General features: G+C 59.3%; 15 protein-coding genes. 7 read left to right on the top strand and 8 right to left on the bottom strand.

The features are described 5' to 3' along the window. Positions 1-14 precede the first annotated feature (14 nt). From GTQ55_RS03295 to GTQ55_RS03270, 6 genes are read right to left on the bottom strand one after another with little or no spacing between them, the layout of a single operon-like run. The gene (locus GTQ55_RS03295) at positions 15-689 is read right to left on the bottom strand and encodes an urease accessory protein UreF (RefSeq protein ID WP_161857456.1); all 675 of its coding nucleotides are present in this window, start codon (positions 687-689) and stop codon (positions 15-17) included. Continuing rightward, positions 670-1,203 (bottom strand): urease accessory protein UreE, encoded by a 534-nt coding sequence (gene ureE / locus GTQ55_RS03290; protein WP_202620661.1) that lies wholly within the window; start codon positions 1,201-1,203, stop codon positions 670-672. Before ureE ends, GTQ55_RS03295 begins: the two co-directional genes overlap by 20 nt. Before the next feature lie 16 nt (positions 1,204-1,219). Next, on the bottom strand, positions 1,220-2,935 hold the full coding sequence (gene ureC, locus GTQ55_RS03285) for an urease subunit alpha (RefSeq protein WP_161857455.1): 1,716 nt from the start codon (positions 2,933-2,935) through the stop codon (positions 1,220-1,222). Continuing rightward, positions 2,932-3,267, bottom strand: a complete 336-nt coding sequence (locus tag GTQ55_RS03280; protein WP_161857454.1) for an urease subunit beta — start codon at positions 3,265-3,267, stop codon at positions 2,932-2,934. The genes ureC and GTQ55_RS03280 overlap by 4 nt, the downstream gene beginning before the upstream one ends. Before the next feature lie 13 nt (positions 3,268-3,280). Further along, entirely contained in the window at positions 3,281-3,583 is a 303-nt protein-coding gene (locus GTQ55_RS03275; protein WP_161857453.1) for an urease subunit gamma, read from the bottom strand. Between the two features lie 30 nt (positions 3,584-3,613). After that, positions 3,614-4,507, bottom strand: coding sequence for an urease accessory protein UreD (locus GTQ55_RS03270; RefSeq protein ID WP_161857452.1), 894 nt, complete (start codon positions 4,505-4,507; stop codon positions 3,614-3,616). Positions 4,508-4,737: 230 nt separating this feature from the next. Here GTQ55_RS03270 and GTQ55_RS03265 point away from each other — a divergent pair, with 230 nt between their 5' ends. Beyond that, positions 4,738-5,286 (top strand): thioredoxin family protein, encoded by a 549-nt coding sequence (locus GTQ55_RS03265; protein ID WP_161857451.1) that lies wholly within the window; start codon positions 4,738-4,740, stop codon positions 5,284-5,286. 207 nt (positions 5,287-5,493) lie between these two features. Here GTQ55_RS03265 and GTQ55_RS03260 read toward each other — a convergent pair whose 3' ends face one another. Next, positions 5,494-6,201, bottom strand: a complete 708-nt coding sequence (locus GTQ55_RS03260) for a glutamine amidotransferase-related protein (RefSeq protein ID WP_161857450.1) — start codon at positions 6,199-6,201, stop codon at positions 5,494-5,496. A 185-nt stretch (positions 6,202-6,386) separates the two neighbouring features. On the opposite strand from GTQ55_RS03260, the gene GTQ55_RS03255 reads away from it, so the two are divergent. From GTQ55_RS03255 to GTQ55_RS03245, 3 genes are all read left to right on the top strand, one after another. Further along, entirely contained in the window at positions 6,387-7,139 is a 753-nt protein-coding gene (locus GTQ55_RS03255) for an OmpW/AlkL family protein (protein ID WP_161857449.1), read from the top strand. 307 nt (positions 7,140-7,446) lie between these two features. Continuing rightward, complete coding sequence (locus tag GTQ55_RS03250; protein WP_161857448.1) at positions 7,447-9,048, top strand: AbgT family transporter; 1,602 nt, start codon at positions 7,447-7,449, stop codon at positions 9,046-9,048. Between the two features lie 251 nt (positions 9,049-9,299). Next, positions 9,300-10,628: a M20 family metallopeptidase gene (locus GTQ55_RS03245; protein WP_237567799.1), complete on the top strand. Its 1,329-nt coding sequence runs from the start codon at positions 9,300-9,302 to the stop codon at positions 10,626-10,628. Positions 10,629-10,701: 73 nt separating this feature from the next. On the opposite strand, the gene GTQ55_RS03240 is transcribed toward GTQ55_RS03245, so the two are convergent. Continuing rightward, positions 10,702-12,081 carry a DEAD/DEAH box helicase gene (locus GTQ55_RS03240; RefSeq protein WP_161857447.1) on the bottom strand — a complete coding sequence of 460 codons (1,380 nt, stop codon included), beginning with the start codon at positions 12,079-12,081 and terminating at the stop codon, positions 10,702-10,704. Positions 12,082-12,533: 452 nt separating this feature from the next. Between GTQ55_RS03240 and GTQ55_RS03235 the strand changes: the two genes are divergently transcribed. The 3 genes from GTQ55_RS03235 (at position 12,534) to GTQ55_RS03225 (ending at position 15,352) form a co-directional block, all read left to right on the top strand. Further along, positions 12,534-13,118 carry a GNAT family N-acetyltransferase gene (locus GTQ55_RS03235; protein ID WP_161857446.1) on the top strand — a complete coding sequence of 195 codons (585 nt, stop codon included), beginning with the start codon at positions 12,534-12,536 and terminating at the stop codon, positions 13,116-13,118. 188 nt (positions 13,119-13,306) lie between these two features. Beyond that, positions 13,307-14,221 carry a bile acid:sodium symporter family protein gene (locus tag GTQ55_RS03230; RefSeq protein WP_161857445.1) on the top strand — a complete coding sequence of 305 codons (915 nt, stop codon included), beginning with the start codon at positions 13,307-13,309 and terminating at the stop codon, positions 14,219-14,221. A gap of 75 nt (positions 14,222-14,296) precedes the next feature. Then, entirely contained in the window at positions 14,297-15,352 is a 1,056-nt protein-coding gene (locus GTQ55_RS03225; RefSeq protein ID WP_161857444.1) for an alpha/beta hydrolase, read from the top strand. The last annotated feature ends 83 nt before the right edge of the window (positions 15,353-15,435 follow it).

The following is a 15,435-nucleotide window of genomic DNA, read 5'->3' as shown; positions in this document are numbered from 1 at the left end:
TGCTTGAATTCTTGTTACGACCTGAAGAGTCGGCTGTATTGATGTTCGTGTTTGGCACTGGCGATGGCCAGTGCCGGCAGTCCAGCACCGAGTTCGCTGTCCTGCAACTGCTGCGCGCGGGCGATGGCTGCGGGTACCTGCTGCTGAATCTCACCGATCAGTTGCTGCGCCTGGGACTGCCCCAGTGGCACCAGCTTGGTAGCGGCAGCGACCTGGTTTTCGAGCCAGCCCCAGACCAGCCCCAGGACAGTGGCGTCTTCGTTAAGGTGCCAGTGGTGTGCCGCAATCGCGAAGGCCGTAATAAAACTGGTTTCCTGACGCCCCATCGGCTGCTCGATGTGCAGCTGCGCCAGCAGACGGATCAGGGCGTTACCGGTAGCGGTGTCGGTGAGGCGCAGTTCCCGTGTCTCACGGCAGGCCAGGGCGTAGTGGTTCCAGTACTGCAGTTGCCCGGTATCATTTTGCTGCAGGGCGCGATGACAGCGCAGTAGTAGCGGGCAGTCCACCTGGGCCAGAGATTCCAGTAGTTGGAGCGAGAGCCAGTCTCGCGTGTCGTCGATATTTCTCACCCAGCCAATGTCGATGGCATATTCCAGGCCCTGGGAAAACGCATAGCCCCCCACCGGCAGGCTGGCGCTCGAGAGTTGCAGCAGGCGCAGCAGCGCGCCGTCAGTGGTGGTGATGCTCATTCTGGTCGTGCGCGTGACTGTGATGATGGCTGTGCGAATGGCTGTGCGCGTGGCTGTGAGAGTGGCCTCCGCTGTAGGCACCAGACTCGGGAATAAATACCGCGGTTTCCCGCTTCAGACTCAGGCCCAGCAACTCCAGCATCTCTTCCAGAACGTGATCCGGGGTTATACGCAGCCAGCGTTCGCCCTCACCCTCTGCATTGGCAATTTGTAATTTGACGTGGCGATTCCCCAGGTGATAGCAGGCGCGACTGAAGGTAAACCAGTCGTCACAGCGCGCGGTGGTCACCGGCTCTTGCGCCCCCATTACTTTCACCCACTTGCCGCACTGGCTCTGCAGTATTTCACCGACCTGAAGCGGTTTACCGCGCTCCAGAAAAATCCGCACTTCGATGCCATCGGTGGTCTTTGCACGTAACCGTCCCCGGTCTCGCTGCAGGTGGTCCAGCACGATCGAATATTGCGCGGCCTTTCCGCTGTCGATACCCAGGCGCTGGTAGATATCCAGTGTCACATGTACGTCCTCGGATTCAGAATAAGCAGTAGCGCTGCGCCAGCGGCAATTCCGTGGCGGGCTCGCAGGTAAGCAGTTCGCCGTCGGCGCGCACCTCGTAAGTCTGTGGGTCCACGGTGACGTCCGGTTGCCAGTCGTTCAGCAGCATGTCTTTTTTGGTGATACTGCGGGTATTTTTGCAGGCCACCAGTCCGCGCTGCAGGCCGAGTTTTTCCGCGACGTCACGCTCCAGTGCAGCCTTCGATACAAAGGTCACCGAGGTGTTGGCAGCGGCCAGGCCATGGGCGCCGAACATCGGGCGATAGTGCACCGGTTGCGGCGTGGGGATGGACGCGTTGGGATCCCCCATGGGCGCTGCGGCAATCATTCCCCCCTTGATGATCATCGATGGCTTGATACCGAAGAAGGCCGGCTTCCATAACACCAGATCCGCGAGCTTTCCCGCTTCGATGGAGCCGACTTCATGGGCGATGCCGTGGGTGATCGCCGGATTGATCGTGTACTTGGCAATGTAGCGACGCGCGCGAAAATTGTCCGCACCTTCGGTCTCACCACGGGCATCTTCGGTCAGGTTGCCGCGCTGCACTTTCATCTTGTGCGCGGTCTGCCAGGTGCGGGTAATCACCTCGCCCACGCGCCCCATCGCCTGCGAGTCTGAGGCGATCATGCTGAAGGCGCCCAGGTCGTGGAAGATATCTTCCGCGGCGATGGTTTCCTTGCGAATGCGGGAGTCCGCAAACGCGATATCTTCCGGAATACTGGTATCCAGGTGGTGGCACACCATCAGCATATCCAGGTGCTCGTCCACGGTGTTGACGGTATATGGCCGGGTGGGATTGGTGGAAGACGGCAGTACGTTGGGTGAGGCGCAGGCTTTGATGATGTCCGGCGCGTGGCCACCGCCGGCGCCCTCGGTGTGATAGGTGTGTATGGCGCGCCCCTTGAAGGCGCCCAGAGTGTCGTCGACAAACCCGGACTCATTCAGGGTGTCGGTGTGGATCGCCACCTGCACGTCGTACTTTTCGGCAACGCTCAGGCAACAGTCGATGGCGGCCGGCGTGGTGCCCCAGTCCTCGTGCAGTTTCAGGCCACAGGCACCGGCCTCCAGTTGCTCTTCCAGTGCTTGCGGCAGACTGGCATTGCCCTTGCCGAGAAAGCCAAAGTTCATCGGCAGGCTGTCGGTGGCCTGCAGCATCTTGCCGATATTCCACGGCCCCGGCGTGCAGGTCGTCGCGTTGGTGCCGGTAGCGGGGCCGGTGCCACCACCGATCATGGTGGTGACACCGGACATCAGCGCCTCTTCCACCTGCTGTGGACAGATAAAATGAATGTGTGCATCGATGGCGCCGGCGGTCAGGATCGAACCCTCACCGGCAATAATTTCCGTTCCCGGGCCGATAATGATATCCACCCCATCCTGCACATCCGGGTTGCCCGCCTTGCCGATGCCGGCGATGCGACCATCTTTTATCGCCACATCCGCCTTGACCACGCCCCAGTGGTCCAGAATCAGCGCATTGGTAATCACCAGGTCGGGGGTATCCGAGGACGGCCGCTGGCTCTGGCCCATGCCGTCGCGAATTACCTTGCCACCGCCGAATTTCACTTCGTCACCGTAGCGGGTGAAGTCCTTTTCCACCTGCAGCCAGAGCTCGGTGTCCGCCAGGCGCACGCGATCGCCGGTGGTGGGGCCGAACATCTGCGCGTAGCTTTCTCTGTCCATGTGGCTCATACGATGGATTCTCCTGTGTCATCCAGGGCACCCATCACTTCACCGCGGAAACCGTACACCATGCGGCGACCCGCATAAGCCACCAACTCCACCTCACGCCCCTGCCCCGGCTCGAATCGCACCGCGGTTCCGGAGGCAATATTCAGGTGAAAACCACGCGCGCGTTCCCGCTCGAAACGCAGCGCCGGGTTGACTTCGTAAAAGTGGTAATGGGAGCCAACCTGAACCGGGCGATCACCGGTATTTTCCACCCGCAGGGTGCGGGTTTCACGACCGCGGTTGAGTTCGATATCGCCCTTGTGCGCGGCGACCTGGATTTCTCCTGGAATCATAATTGTCTCCGCCTCAGCTTATGGGGTTGTGTACGGTGACCAGCTTGGTCCCGTCCGGGAAAGTCGCTTCCACCTGCACCTCGTGAACCAGCTCCGCCACCCCATCGATTACCTGGTCCGCGCGCAGGATTTCGCGGCCATAGCCCATCAGCTCGGCAACCGTCTTGCCGTCGCGGGCGCCCTCCATGATCTCCATGGTGATCAGGGCCACCGCCTCCGGATAATTCAGCTTCAGTCCCCGCGCCAGACGGCGCTCCGCCAGCAGGGCCGCGGTAAATACCAGCAGCTTGTCTTTTTCTCTCGGCAGTAATTCCATGCAAAAACCTGTGGTGGGTTTCTTTTAAATTCAGGTGCGCCAGATACGCGGTGCACAGGCGGCGCGCCCGAGCAGCTCGGGCCGTAACAATTCCCATAACTCGGTCAGCAGGGCGCGCACCTCGAAGGCACATTTGCCCAGCGCACGCACGACGATCATTTCGGAGACCAGGGTGATCCCGGCGAGGCAGCGCTTTTCGTGCGCAGCTAAAACTGCGCGGCAGGCCTCCTGTACCGACTCCGCCGGTGCAAAAGGTCCCATCACCAGCAGACCATTTACCGGATGCCCCTGCAGTCCCGCACGCGCGGAAAGCAGGCCGTCTGTAGACCCCGCGACACCCTGCAGGCGCAGCGACTCGATCAGCAGCGGCACACCTTCGCGAAAAATTTCCAGACGCTGCAGGAGGCTACCGTTGCCAAAAGTTGCATCGCATGCGGGCAGGCCAAGTGAGGTAATTTCCCACGCAGAAAATCGACTATCTCGCGCCAGCTCGATCCGGGTGTGCATGGCACCGTTGGCACCGGGGTAGGCAATATTTTCCAGCGGTAACCACTCGAGACTTGCGCCCTCGCCCACACGCAAAAAGGTATTCTGGCTCTGCAGCAGTCCATCACTCCGCGCCCGGTAGACCCGGCCCGCACCCGTTGTCGTCACCAGGGCCCGCGCGTCTTTTTTTACCTCAACCCGGATATCCAGTCGGTCCCCCGACACCAGCCCGCCGGGAGGGTGCAACAGGTAGACATGCGCCAGATCCCGCCCTTCGGGGAAAAACGGCTTCTGCACGTATAAAGGTCCGCGATGACGATTGCGCGCCAACCGGCAGCCCCGCTCACCCCGCTCAAACTGCAGCTCCAGATCCGCATGCCAACGGCCCGCCTCGGCGGCCTTTGCGGTAGTCGGATCCGGAATGACAAGTTGGTTCATGAAAATACTGGCGGCTGTTTCCCGCCGCCCGGACTGAACCCGGCGTACAGGATGGATTTAAGGCCAATGGAAACAAGATTCAGAACCGAGCGGAATGCGTCAATTGACGTAGTGCGGCCAGCGACGGCGCCACCTGAAAACGCCGGACAAAAGCCGTACACTCGGAATCCAGTAAATCAACGCAACTGGCACCAAGGGGCAACGCGCCCCCTTTCAGCAAGGAGCAGCCCATGGCCCTCACCCCCTCAACCATGATTCCGCTGGGCACCCCCATGCCCGCCTTCAAACTCCCGGACCCCACCGGTAGTGTTGTTAGCAGTGACGATTACGCCGGCAAACCGCTGCTGGTCATGTTTATCTGCAACCATTGCCCGTTCGTAAAACACATTGCCGCAGCCCTGTCCGAATTCGCCGAGCAATACCAACCCGCCGGCCTTGGCATCGTTGCCATCAATAGTAACGACCTCGCCAATTACCCTGAAGACAGCCCGGAAAAAATGCAGGAAGAGGTGGCGGCGCGAGGCTACCGGTTTGCGTACCTGGTGGATGAGGATCAGTCGGTGGCGAAGGCATTCGATGCGGCCTGCACACCGGACTTTTTTCTTTTTGATCGGGAAGGAAAACTGGCGTACCGCGGCCAGTTCGATGACAGCCGGCCGGGAAATAATGAGCCGGTAAACGGGAAAGATTTGCGCGCGGCTGTGGATAAGATTCTGGCGGGAGAGAAACCGGGGGAAGATCAGGTGCCTTCTGTCGGCTGTAATATCAAATGGAAGTGAATATTACTGACGAAGCAATACAGGTGGGCTGAAGCCAAAGTGCTGGGGAACTGTTTTCGAAAGCGTCGGCAACAGGGACGTTGCCGACGCAGCGTACAGGGACGTATCCACAGCGGTTTCGAAAACAGTTCCCCAGTGCTTTGGCGCCACTATGATTTCTAAAACCATAGGTCCGAAAACCACGGGTCCTAAAACGTTCGCGCTGAATTACGAAGCGCTCTTGAGGAACTCCAGCATCCAACGGGCAACTGCACTGGTGTGAATGTCGTTCTGCAGGGAATCTTTGCCCTTCGCGACCATATCCTCACCAAATACTTCCTGGCGCAGCTCCATCAGCCCCTTGGAATAGGGCTTGGTGAATTCGGGGTGCGCCTGCATGGTAAGCATGTGCTCACCGACCTGTAACAACGCATACGGGCAGAAATCACTGGATGCAATGACCTTCGTCCCCGGAGCCGGCGCCACCACCTGGTCCTGGTGGCTCACCAGCAGACTGAACGACGGCTGCGGTTCCGCCATCCACGCCGGCGTCTCCTGCACCTCGTAGCTGTGTACCCCTACGCCCCAGCCCTTCTCCGACTTGCGCGTCTCACCACCCAGTGCATGGGCAATCAACTGGTGGCCGAAACAGATGCCCAGCGTCGGCTTCTCGCGGCGGTGCAGCTCGCGCACAAAATCCATCAACGGTGGAATCCACGGCTTGTCCTCATACACCCCGGTCTTGCTGCCGGTGATCAGGTAGGCATCCACCTCATCGATCTCATCGGGATAGTGGCCGTGCTGTACCTCATAGGTCACAAACTCCAGGGATGGATCCTCGCGCTGCAACAGGTCCGCAAACATCTCCGGGTACTCGCCAAACTCCCCCACCAACTGCTCGCGCACATCATCGGTTTTCAGCACACCAATCTTCATAACAGCTCCACTACCTTGCTAAACAGCACCCTGGAATTTTGTGATCACATTATCGCGCCATGCACGCAGCCGAACAACCCGCCTCGGGCTGACACCTGAGTAAACGCAAAAATATTGCGCAACCAAAGTCCCGGCTAGACTAAAAGTGTTGCGCCTGCCCCCCAAGATGTTCAAGGAGCGAAGACATGAAAGCAGCCAAGAAGGCCGCCACACTTACCGCCGCCCTGCTCGCTACCGCCCTGAGCGCCAGCCAGTGTCTCGCCGACTACGAACAGGGCGACTTCATCGTCCGGGTCGGCTGGGGACTCGTGGCGCCCGACGACGACTCCGAGTGGCTGCGGCTCGACAACACGCTGGACCTCCCCGACACCCGTGTATATGTAGACGACGGCGACAGCGCCACGTTTACCGGCACCTGGCTGTTTGCCGACCACTTCGGCCTCGGCCTGCTCGTCGCACTGCCATTTGAGCACGACCTCGACGTCGTCGGCCTGCCGGATCCGGACAGCGAGGGCCGGCTGGGCAAAGTCGAGCTCGGCAGTATCGAGCACCTGCCGCCCACGCTTACCGTACAGTGGTTTCCCGTGTGCAAGGAATCCTGGGTGCAGCCTTACGTCGGTATCGGAGTGAACTTCACCACGTTTGGGGATGAAGAGATCAGCAATGTCGCACAGAAATATTTCGAGGATGAACTCGGTGCCCTGAGCAATGCCGATCTGGAACTGGACGACTCCTGGGGGCTCGCCGCTGAACTCGGCGTAGACATCATGTTCGGCCGCGACAGCAACTGGCTGTTCAATGCTGCGGTCTGGTATCTGGATATCGATACCGAAGCCAAAATCGACTTTCGCTCAAGAGGCGACTATTTCAACCGTATCACCACGGATGTCGATATCGACCCCTGGGTTTACTCCGTGGGGCTCGGCTACAAGTTCTGAGACACGACGGCCCGGGCACCCGCGGTGTCCGGCGCCTATTCCGCACCACGTAAAAATGCGCTGTTGTCTCACCGTTCCAGCCTGTTCTCCCCCTATGTAGTGTCTCCCACAAATTGCTTGTCCCGCCTAACTACTGGCAGCATGCCCCATTTGCACCTGATAATTAGGCGGAAGATTGCCCTAAATCTCTAAAATCGAAAATAAAAACTGGTTACCCGCCACCAAAAGGTATCGCTGTCATTTCTAATGTATGATTGCGCGCCAACTGATCACAATTTGGCCGGCAGGCGAACACACAGGAGAAATAATGACGACATCCGCTTCCCCCAGTGACATCCAGCCCGCCGGCTCCGGCAAGAAAACAGCCTTCACCCGCTTCCTCGATACCGTGGAATGGCTGGGCAACCTGCTCCCGCACCCGATTACCCTGTTCGCCATCTTTGCGGTGGGCGTGGTCATACTCAGTGGTATCGCCTCCTTCTTTGGCCTGTCCGTGGTTGATCCACGCCCGGTCGGTGCTGCGGGACGTTCCGCCGACGGCGTTATCCAGGTGGTCAATCTGCTGTCTGGCGAGGGGCTCAGGACCATCGTCACCACGCTGGTGACCAACTTCACTGGCTTCGCGCCACTGGGCACGGTGCTGGTGGCGTTGCTGGGCGTGGGCATTGCCGAGCACTCGGGACTGCTATCCGCGGCGGTACGCGGCATGGTGCTGAAAGCCTCCAAACACACCGTGACCGTGACTGTGGTATTTGCGGGCATTATCTCCAACACCGCCTCCGAGCTCGGCTACGTGGTGCTGATCCCACTGGCAGCGATGATCTTCCACTCCCTCGGCCGCCACCCCCTGGCGGGCCTGGCTGCGGCCTTTGCCGGTGTCTCCGGCGGCTACAGCGCCAACCTGCTGCTGGGCACCGTGGACCCGCTGTTGTCCGGTATTACCGAATCCGCCGCGCATATGATCGATCCCAACTACGTGGTGGGCCCGGAGGTGAACTGGTACTTCATGATTATCAGCACCTTCCTGATCACCGCCCTGGGCAGCTGGGTAACCATGTCCATCGTCGAGCCCAAACTGGGCAAATACGACAACAGTGAGGCCTCTGTCGATCTGTCCCAGGACAAGATGACCCAGCTCACCGCCGAGGAAAAACGCGGCCTGAAGTTCGCCGGCCTCGCGGTACTTGGGGTGTGTGGTTTGCTGGCACTTACCATCGTTCCCGAGTGGGGCGCGCTGCGCAACCAGGAAACCGGCGCCGTGGCCGGCTCGCCGTTCCTGAAAGGGATTGTGGCGTTGATCGTGGTGTTCTTCGCGATTCCCGGGTTTGTCTACGGCAAGGCCGTGGGTACCATGAACAATGACCGCGATGTGATCGACGCAATGTCGAAGAGCATGGGCACCATGGGCATGTATATTGTGCTGGTGTTCTTCGCCGCGCAGTTTGTGGCCTTCTTCAAGATGACCAACCTGGGCACCATTTTCGCGGTGCTGGGTGCCGAGGCACTGCAGAGCATCGGCCTGACCGGTCCGATCCTGTTCCTGTTCTTTATCATGATGTGTGGTGTGGTCAACCTGAGTCTGGGTAGCGCGTCCGCGCAGTGGGCGGTGACGGCGCCGATCTTCGTGCCGATGCTGATGCTGCTGGGCTATGCGCCGGAAGTCATCCAGGCCGCTTACCGTATCGGCGACTCGGTGACCAATATCATTACCCCGATGATGAGCTACTTTGGCCTGATCGTGTCTTTCGCCACCCGCTACAAGAAAGACCTGGGCATGGGCACGTTGATCGCCACCATGATCCCCTACTCCATCTTCTTCTTTATCGGCTGGACTGCACTGTTCTTCCTGTGGGTATTCGTCGCCGGCATGCCGGTTGGACCCGGAGCGGCCACTTACTTCAACATGTAAGTCGCAAGCCCCTCCCCAGACCTTGAGAAACCGCGCCCTCCGGCGCGGTTTCTTTTTGTGGCGCACCCGACACAATCGGTCCGCCCCTAAAAAATAAAGGACCGGTCAATCCGGAAAGTCGATGTTACCGGAGAAGGCGTGGCGCATTTCGCCGAGCGGGTGGGGAGTAGCATCGCCAACAAGGATTGATTCCCGGCGCAGTGCATGGTTTGCTTTCAGGCAGCCCATGCACTGCAAAACAGGACGTCCTTGTGAATAATAACCCCTTGAAAAAGACACTTATCGCCCTTTCCTTCGCCTCCCTGGCACCTCTCGCGCTCGCCTCCACCGCAGTGCTCGCACAAAGCCCCGACGCAGACAAACGCCTCGCACAAACACAAGACGACGTTATCGAATGGCGCCGCCACCTGCACCAGAACCCGGAGCTGGGCAACCGCGAGTTTGAGACCGCGAAATACATTACCGCGCATCTCAAATCCCTCGGTATGGAGGTCGAGACCGGCATCGCCCACACCGGCGTGATCGGCTTGCTCAAGGGCGGCAAACCCGGCCCGACCGTCGCCCTGCGCGCCGACATGGACGCACTGCCGGTGACCGAGCAAGTGGATATTCCCTTCGCCTCCAGGGCAAAGACCGAATATAACGGTGAAGAAGTGGGCGTAATGCACGCCTGTGGCCACGACACCCATGTCGCCATGCTGATGGGGGCCGCGCAGGTACTCGCGGGAATGCGCGATGAGCTGGCTGGCAACGTACTGTTTATTTTCCAGCCCGCGGAAGAGGGCGCGCCAGACGGTGAGGAAGGCGGTGCGGAACTGATGCTGAAAGAGGGGCTGTTCAAGAAATACAAACCGGAGGTGGCCTTTGGCCAGCATGTGACCTCCAGCCTGCCCGTTGGGGTGATCGGTTACCGCTCTGGCCCACTGATGGCCAGTTCCGATGAATTCCGTATCAACGTAAAAGGCCGCCAGACTCACGGCTCACGCCCTTGGGGCGGTGTCGACCCTATCACCGCCGCCGCACAGATTGTCATGGGTACCCAGACTCTGGTCAGCCGCCAGATTGACATCACCAAGGAACCCGCCGTGGTCTCCTTTGGTGTGATCGACGGCGGAGTGCGCAACAATATCATCCCCGACAGCGTCTACCTCAATGGCACCATCCGCAATTTCGACATGGATAACCGCCAGGAGATCTTCAAACGCCTCAAGGTCACCGCGGAGAAAATTGCCGAGAGCAGCGGCGCCAAGGCGGAAGTAGAGATCCTGGAAGGCTACCCGGTAACGGTGAACAATCCCGAGCTGACCGAAGCGGCGATTCCGGCACTGAAGGCAGCCGCGGGTGCCGACAAGGTGATGGTGATCCCGAAAATTACCGGCGCCGAGGACTTTTCCTTCTTCGCCAATGAAATTCCCGGTTTCTACTATTTTCTCGGGGTAACCCCGAAGGGCACCGACCCCGCCACCGCGGCGAGCAACCACTCACCGCGCTTTTATGTGGATGAAAGTGCACTGGCAATCGGCACCAGGGCGATTACCCAGTTAACGCTGGACTACTTTGCCAGTAAAAAAAGTCGGTAATTCGCAGGTACAAAAAAGGCGATCAATGATCGCCTTTTTTGTGTCTATCGCCTAAGCGTCAGCCATACAGTGCTTACGCGGACTGGGGACGACGACGGCGATTGCCGCTGTTGCCAGAGGGCGCGCTGCTGCGGTTGCCACCGTTGCCATTGCCGCGACTTCCATTGCCACCGCGGCCGTTTCCGCGACCCGCCGACTGACCGTCACTCTTGCCGCTGCGGCCAGCGCTATTGTTGCCGCCACTTCTCGCCGCCGGCTTGGCACCACCGCGACGCACCTGATTGCCCTTGCCGGGTTTACCGCCAGAGGCCGGCAGCTGGTGATCCGGCTCAAAGCCATCAATTTCTTCGCGCTCGATCGGCTTCTTGATCAGCTTCTCGATATCCCAGAGCTGCTTGGCCTCATCCGCAGAAACCAGCGAAACCGCCTGGCCGCTGGCACCGGCACGGCCGGTACGGCCGATACGATGCACATAATCTTCCGGCACATTCGGCAGGTCGAAGTTGACCACCTGTGGCAACTGATCGATATCGATACCGCGTGCGGCAATATCCGTCGCTACCAGGATCTGTACTTTGCCGCTTTTGAAGTCTGCCAGGGCTTTGGTGCGTGCATTCTGGCTCTTGTTGCCGTGAATCGCCGCCGCCGGAATCCGGCTCTGCTCAAGCTGCTTGGCCAGACGGTTGGCTCCGTGTTTGGTGCGGCTGAACACCAGCGCCTGGTGCCAGCCGTTTTCCTTGATCAGGTGACACAGCAGCGACGCCTTGCGGGACTTATCCACCGGGTGCAGCTTCTGGCTCACGGTCTTGGTGGTGCTGTTACGCGGGCTTACATCGATCTCCACCGGGTCGTTCACCAGGCCCTTGGCCAGGGTGCGGATTTCGGGGGAGAAAGTCGCGGAGAAAAGCAGGTTCTGACGCTTGGGCGGCAGTACCCGCAGGATTTTCTTGATGTCGTGGATGAAGCCCATATCCAGCATACGGTCAGCTTCGTCGAGCACCAGGGTTTCCAGCTTGTCGAACTTTATAGCGCGCTGGTTGTACAGGTCCAGCAAGCGCCCCGGTGTAGCAACCAGGATATCCGCACCGCTGCGCAGGCGCATCATCTGCGGATTGATTTTTACCCCGCCGAATACCACCGAGTGACGCATGGGCAGGTGCTGGCTGTAGCTCTGGACGTTGTCGAAAACCTGTGCCGCCAGCTCGCGCGTTGGCGTCAGCACCAGGGCGCGCACCTGATTATTGCGCGCGCGCTCACCGGCATTCAGTTTGTGCAACAGAGGCAAGGTAAAGCCAGCGGTTTTGCCGGTACCGGTCTGTGCCGCCGCCATCACGTCGCCACCGCGCATGACCACGGGAATGGCCTGCTCCTGAATCGGGGTGGGTTTGGTATAGCCCTGCTCCGCAACAGCGCGGGCAATTTCCGGCGCGAGGCCGAGATCTTCAAATAACATAGAAATTCTTTCTTGAGAGCGGCCGGGGGAACGATCACACCAGCCCGCTGTTACACCCGAGTGTTTTTACTCTGGGCAGAAATTGGAATACTCAGTCCGCCGGCGCCATTGTGGGGCCGATGTTCCACGGAGGGAGATAGGTTGCCGCCAGAGGCGATGGCCAGATATTCCAACCTGACCGGGTGCGGCATTCAGTAGAAAGGGTTCAGACACACTGGTTAGTACAGTGTTCTAGAAATGAGCCGAAAACCAATCCGGCCTACAGATGACGCAACTGGCAATCATGCCAGCCGCGGCACTATAACACAGCGCGGCAGACTGCCCAGTTTTATTTGCAAAGTTGTGCCGGGAGCATTTTTCCCGAGGTTTCTCGCACGCAGCCCTGTGGAACCTTTTGACGGAAAACGCGGGACCGTACTATTTCTCCACGGTAAAAACGGGGAGGGTAAATCATGTCTGACACGACACGCACTTCCACAACGATAGGGCCGTCGCGACAGGAGTTTACGGGCTCAAGTCTCGATGGTGGCGAAGTTCGCCACACCCTGAGCGACGGCCGCGAAGTCAGCATCCGCCCGGTAAGGGCCTCCGACGGTGACCTGGAACGGGAAATGATTGAGAGCCTGTCCGCAGACTCCAGCCGCATGCGCTTTCTCGGTGGTATCGGGCGAGTCAGCCAGCAGTTGATACGCATCCTCACCGACAATGACGCACAGCACGAGGCCTTTATTGCCCTGCACCGGGATGATCGAGGCGTCGAGCACGCGGTGGGGGTCGCCAACTTCGCCTGCGATCCTGACGGGCACTCCTGCGAATGTGCCGTTGTGGTTGCCGACAGCTGGCAAAAACTCGGCCTCGGCAAGATGCTGTTGCGGGAGCTGGTGGATGCAGCCAAAGCGGATGGTCTGGATGAGATCTATTCCATCGAGTCCGCCGGCAATAACGCGATCGACCACGTAGCGCGTGAACTGGGGTTCGCGTGCAAAGCGGATCCGCGCGACTACACGACCCTGCGTTACTCGCTCAGCCTTCACTGATGTGAAGCTAGATCTGACAGAGGACTGACGGCGGGCACCCAGCCCGCCGTTTCTGTATCCCGCTGAAGCGCAACCCGTCAAAGTTCAACCTCCTGCAAAACTGACCCTCGAAAAGCTTGCCAACAGATTGAAGCTACGCCAGTTTGGGCTATATAAAATAGGTTCTAATAATAAATTCGGAGGTTCCCATGGAATCCGGCCCACTCATCTCAATCGGCCTCCCCCTTTCCCTGTTCATCATCATGGTCGGGATTGGTATGACACTCACCGCGCGCGACTTTCATCAGGTCACGGTAAAGCCCCGCGGGCTGATCCTCGGCACTATCGCCCAGATACTCATCATGCCACTCGCAGCCTTCGCCCTGGCATGGGCCCTGCAGCTACCGCCCGCTATGGCCGTGGGCCTGGTGATTATTGCCGCCTGCCCCGGCGGCACCACATCCAATCTGTTTACCCTGCTGGCCAAGGGCAATGTCGCCCTGTCCATTGTTCTGACGGTTTCTGCGAGCCTGATCACCATCATGAGCCTGCCTCTGTTCGCCAACCTCGCACTTAACTTCTACTTTGGCACCCAACAGCAGATCGCGCTGCCATTGGGCAAAACCGTTCTGATGCTGTCCGCCATCGTACTCTTGCCGGTGTCCATTGGTATGGGAATCAAAGCGCAGCGCCCCGCCCTGGCGGCACGGGCCGAAGGGGTGGTGAGCATCTTCGGCGGGGTAGTTCTTGCCGCTCTCATTGTTGGTATCGTCTACGGCATGCGTGACCGTTTTGTCGACCTGCTGTTTCAGGCCGGGCCCGCCACCATCGCCCTCAACGTTTTGGGTATTGCGATCGGCCTGCTGAGCACGCGTGCGGCCGGGCTTGGTAACCGCGAGCGCCTCGCGGTGGCCACGGAACTGGGCATCAAGAATGGCACCCTCGGTCTGATGGTTACCCTTACTCTGCTGCACTCCAGCGACATGTCCGTGCCATCTGCGATCTACGGTGTCATCATGTTCCCCTTGGGCTTCCTGCTCGCGGCCTACGGGCGGCGCCTGGCGAAAGCACATGCGCGCACAGCAACCGAAGAGCGCGCGTCCCACCCTGCCGAAGTGGGATAACACCAAGCGGACAGAATCTGGTATTTCCCCACCCCGCCCAGTAGAGTGGCCCCATCATAAAAAGTGAGGCCACTCATGTTCAGGACAACGCCTTTCCACTCCGTTCTAATTGCCGGTTTCCTGCTGCTCGCCGGACTCACCGCGACCGTGGCAACGCAAGCCTCTACATCTGCCGAAAAACACCGTCAACTGATCGAGTACCGAGATGTTCCCTGGGTACAGGCCGGCAATAAAACGCTCACCGCAGACATATTCGTGCCGGACACCGGGGACAAACACTACCCGGTCGTCCTGATTTACCACGGTGGCGGCTGGCTGATCAACGACAACAGCATCATGGAATCCACCGCCCGCTACCTGGCCGAGCATGGCGGATTTGTGGTGGCAAACATGAACTATCGCCTGCTCGGCGATAACCACAACACCACCACCCTCGACGACATCGTCGAAGATGCCCTCGGCGGTATCCTGTGGGTGAAAGAGCATATTTCACAATACAAGGGCGACCCTGAACGCATCGCCGTTACCGGCGACAGCGCCGGCGGCCACCTGAGTGCCATGGTCGTACTGGCCGCCAACAACCTCAGCAGCAAGCCGTTCACATCGGACAATCTGGCATTCCGGCCGACGTATATTCCAGCGGGGAAAACACCGGAACAGATCGCTGAAAATGGGGAAATGGAAGTGCAGGCCGCGGTATTCAGCTACGGCGCTTTTGACATGGACGATAGAACGCAAAATGGATTCGAGTCTGCCGATAACTTTTTCTGGCAAATGGCCGGCGCCGAACCGCGCGGCATCTTTGGTCGCGACTTCAGTGTCGATACACACCCGGAGCTATACCGGGCAGCCTCCCCCATCCATCTGATTCCCGATACCCGTCAGCGCACCCTGCCACCGATGTTCGTTCACGTGGGTAGCCGCGACACCACAACGCCGCCTGAAGCAGTGCGAGCTTTTGCAGAGAAGTTGAAATCAGCAGGGCAGAGGGTGGAATACAAGGAGTACACGGGGAAGAATCATGCCTTTCTGGATACAGGGTGTAACGAGTACCTCGGCAACTGTTTTGCCGCGGACGCTCCAGATACGCTGGACGATATGATCCGGTTTATCCGGGAGCAACTGGAGTAAGGTCGAATCCGATCCAGGACAGAGCCAGCCCACTAGCGGACACACCGGTTTCACCGGCTAAATTCATAAAAAAAGCCCCGGAA

This window comes from Microbulbifer hydrolyticus (genome assembly GCF_009931115.1).
Classification (GTDB): Bacteria; Pseudomonadota; Gammaproteobacteria; order Pseudomonadales; family Cellvibrionaceae; genus Microbulbifer; species Microbulbifer hydrolyticus.
The sequence above is the reverse complement of the archived record's forward strand: the minus strand, read 5'-3'. Positions and strand labels throughout refer to the sequence as shown.

Coding starts and splice junctions, on each gene's coding strand:
- GTQ55_RS03265 (WP_161857451.1), top strand. CDS start 4,738: ATGGCCCTCACCCCCTCAACCATGATTCCGCTGGGCACCCCCATGCCC.
- GTQ55_RS03275 (WP_161857453.1), bottom strand. CDS start 3,583: ATGGAATTACTGCCGAGAGAAAAAGACAAGCTGCTGGTATTTACCGCG.
- GTQ55_RS03255 (WP_161857449.1), top strand. CDS start 6,387: ATGAAAGCAGCCAAGAAGGCCGCCACACTTACCGCCGCCCTGCTCGCT.
- GTQ55_RS03235 (WP_161857446.1), top strand. CDS start 12,534: ATGTCTGACACGACACGCACTTCCACAACGATAGGGCCGTCGCGACAG.
- GTQ55_RS03270 (WP_161857452.1), bottom strand. CDS start 4,507: ATGAACCAACTTGTCATTCCGGATCCGACTACCGCAAAGGCCGCCGAG.
- GTQ55_RS03230 (WP_161857445.1), top strand. CDS start 13,307: ATGGAATCCGGCCCACTCATCTCAATCGGCCTCCCCCTTTCCCTGTTC.
- GTQ55_RS03225 (WP_161857444.1), top strand. CDS start 14,297: ATGTTCAGGACAACGCCTTTCCACTCCGTTCTAATTGCCGGTTTCCTG.
- GTQ55_RS03260 (WP_161857450.1), bottom strand. CDS start 6,201: ATGAAGATTGGTGTGCTGAAAACCGATGATGTGCGCGAGCAGTTGGTG.
- GTQ55_RS03295 (WP_161857456.1), bottom strand. CDS start 689: ATGAGCATCACCACCACTGACGGCGCGCTGCTGCGCCTGCTGCAACTC.
- GTQ55_RS03280 (WP_161857454.1), bottom strand. CDS start 3,267: ATGATTCCAGGAGAAATCCAGGTCGCCGCGCACAAGGGCGATATCGAA.
- GTQ55_RS03240 (WP_161857447.1), bottom strand. CDS start 12,081: ATGTTATTTGAAGATCTCGGCCTCGCGCCGGAAATTGCCCGCGCTGTT.
- ureC (WP_161857455.1), bottom strand. CDS start 2,935: ATGAGCCACATGGACAGAGAAAGCTACGCGCAGATGTTCGGCCCCACC.
- GTQ55_RS03250 (WP_161857448.1), top strand. CDS start 7,447: ATGACGACATCCGCTTCCCCCAGTGACATCCAGCCCGCCGGCTCCGGC.